Annotated in this window: 3 protein-coding genes; all 3 read left to right on the top strand. The window is 43.6% G+C overall.

Annotated elements, in window-relative coordinates:
- The first annotated feature begins 186 nt into the window (after positions 1-186).
- The 3 genes from CCD76_RS19210 to CCD76_RS19200 are packed head-to-tail and all read left to right on the top strand — an operon-like array spanning position 187 to position 2,051.
- Positions 187-780 (top strand): hypothetical protein, encoded by a 594-nt coding sequence (locus tag CCD76_RS19210; protein WP_087721092.1) that lies wholly within the window; start codon positions 187-189, stop codon positions 778-780.
- Entirely contained in the window at positions 777-1,706 is a 930-nt protein-coding gene (locus tag CCD76_RS19205; protein WP_087721091.1) for a Kiwa anti-phage protein KwaB-like domain-containing protein, read from the top strand. Before CCD76_RS19210 ends, CCD76_RS19205 begins: the two co-directional genes overlap by 4 nt.
- A 3-nt stretch (positions 1,707-1,709) precedes the next feature.
- The gene (locus CCD76_RS19200; RefSeq protein ID WP_087721090.1) at positions 1,710-2,051 is read left to right on the top strand and encodes an SOS response-associated peptidase; all 342 of its coding nucleotides are present in this window, start codon (positions 1,710-1,712) and stop codon (positions 2,049-2,051) included.

Below are 2,051 nucleotides of genomic sequence, written 5' to 3'. Positions count from 1 at the left end.
TGCCATCCGCAGCCACCTGAATAGTTACGAATTGATTAAGCCTCAGGACATGAAGGACGTGAAGATCCTGGAGCGGTGTGAGATTCGGATTAGGAAAGTGTTGTGAATAATTAGGTCTATTAAAGAGGGAGAGCGCTTTGTTAAAGTTTTTCCTATTTTATTTTTCATCTATCCTGAGATGGAAAAATGCAGCTTAAGATTCTCTCAGCTTTTTTTATTTTTTGCGGATCATATTTGCCGCTTAGCATAATCCTTCTGATTAAGGACTTTGATGAGGTTGCGCTGAGTGATGATATTTGCTGGGGGTATTTTTCTGGTGAGAGAACATGCTACATACCGTTCTCTAATCCTTTCTTGAGTTTTGGTGCGGTTGCTTTTTGCTTGTCTTGTCTGCTTTTGTCCCTTTGGATTCTCAGCCGGATCAGATGTAAGCATGAAGTCAAGGTTGTCGAAGTTAAACATGTGCCAATGGATTTGATGAATTATGTTTTGCCTTATCTGGTTGCATTTATATCCATAGAGTACTCAGAGTCCAAAGAGTTTCTTGGGTATTTAGTTTTTTTAATGTGGCTTTTTTGGATAACCTACAAGACGGGGCGGGCTATTTTGAATCCCGTGCTTGCTGTCTTCAACTGGAAGCTTTATGAGGTTTCTTATGTTTTAGGGGATAATGGGGCTAAACGAACGGGTGTTATGCTATCTAATTCAGAAGTTATTCCTACAGAGTACGTAAATCATAACAAAGTACAGGATGTAATGATAGTGCGGAGGGAACAATGAGTGATGATTTAAAATCTCTCAAAGAGTTTGATTTTGATAGCGCCAATGTTCATCTTTGGGTATTCAAGACTGGTGTGGATGCAAATAATAAGCAGCTTCCAAGATATACTGGGCGCTGGGTAGAGACGGGACAATATCTTGATGATGGCTTGTCAGAGGTAGCACAGACCGTTGTTGAGGACGTAACAGAGATAACGCCGTACAACATTTTGGCACAAAACAATGAAGGCAGTGCTCTTACTATACCCTTTGAAGAAACGCATGTGGGGTTGATTGTCGATGCCTGTTATGAACAAGATGATAAAAGAAGAATAGATAAAGTGAAGCATCTTACAAATGCCGTTTTTTATGTGGCTAAATTTGTAAGGAATGGTGGGGTCGTCTATGGGATAAAAAGGACTCCTCCAGAGTGGAAGAATGTTAAGCGTCGCAATGTAATCTCTGTAAATTTTCGGGATGAAGAGCTGGAGGTTGAGGAGGCGGATACGTTTTCTATCCAAAAAACATTTGATGTTTTGGTGTGTGGATCCACTGTGTTTGCGCTTCACAAGAATAATTGTGAGTCTATTCTTAACTATAAGCAGGCTCATCTGGATAACTTTGATCAGCTTAACCAAGATTCAGATTTTGTGGATCTTTTCGACGATGTTGAGCCGATTAAGAAATATGTTGGTCGAGATAAAATTCAGCTAAGGAGAGCGGCTGCTATTCAGGAAAAGGGGTATTATAGAAACTCCGATTTTATTAAAAGTTTGATAGCAAACAAGGATCGGCTAAAGCTTAATATCTCGGTTGATGGCAATAATAGGATTGTTGTTACTGAAGATGCTTGTCGAGATATATTTCAAGCTCTCCTCGATCATCGTTTGATCTCACATTTTCAAGAAAATGTTTATGACGTTCAACACACTGTAGATGTGCCATAAATCATGTGCGGCCGCTTTGCTCTTTATAGCCCATACACCAAGCTCTCCAAGGCCCTGCGCTTGCCGTTGGAGCCTGAGGAGCTGACTCCGCGCTATAACGTGGCGCCGGGCGCCTGGATCACCGCGGTGCGCCATCCCAGCGATGACGCGCCGCTGGTGATGGATGAGGTGTGGTGGGGCTACCGGCCGCACTGGGCGAAGGAGAAGGCGCCCGAGCCCATCAACGCCACTGTCGAGAAGGTGGCCACCTCCAACTACTTCCGCGGGGCATTCGCCCATTATCGCTGCCTAGTGCCGGCGGATGGCTGGTATGAACCCCGCCTCATTCACGAGGGTGCTGATTGA

This window comes from Salinicola salarius (assembly GCF_002179555.1).
Lineage (GTDB): Bacteria > Pseudomonadota > Gammaproteobacteria > Pseudomonadales > Halomonadaceae > Salinicola > Salinicola salarius_A.
The sequence above is the reverse complement of the archived record's forward strand: the minus strand, read 5'-3'. Positions and strand labels throughout refer to the sequence as shown.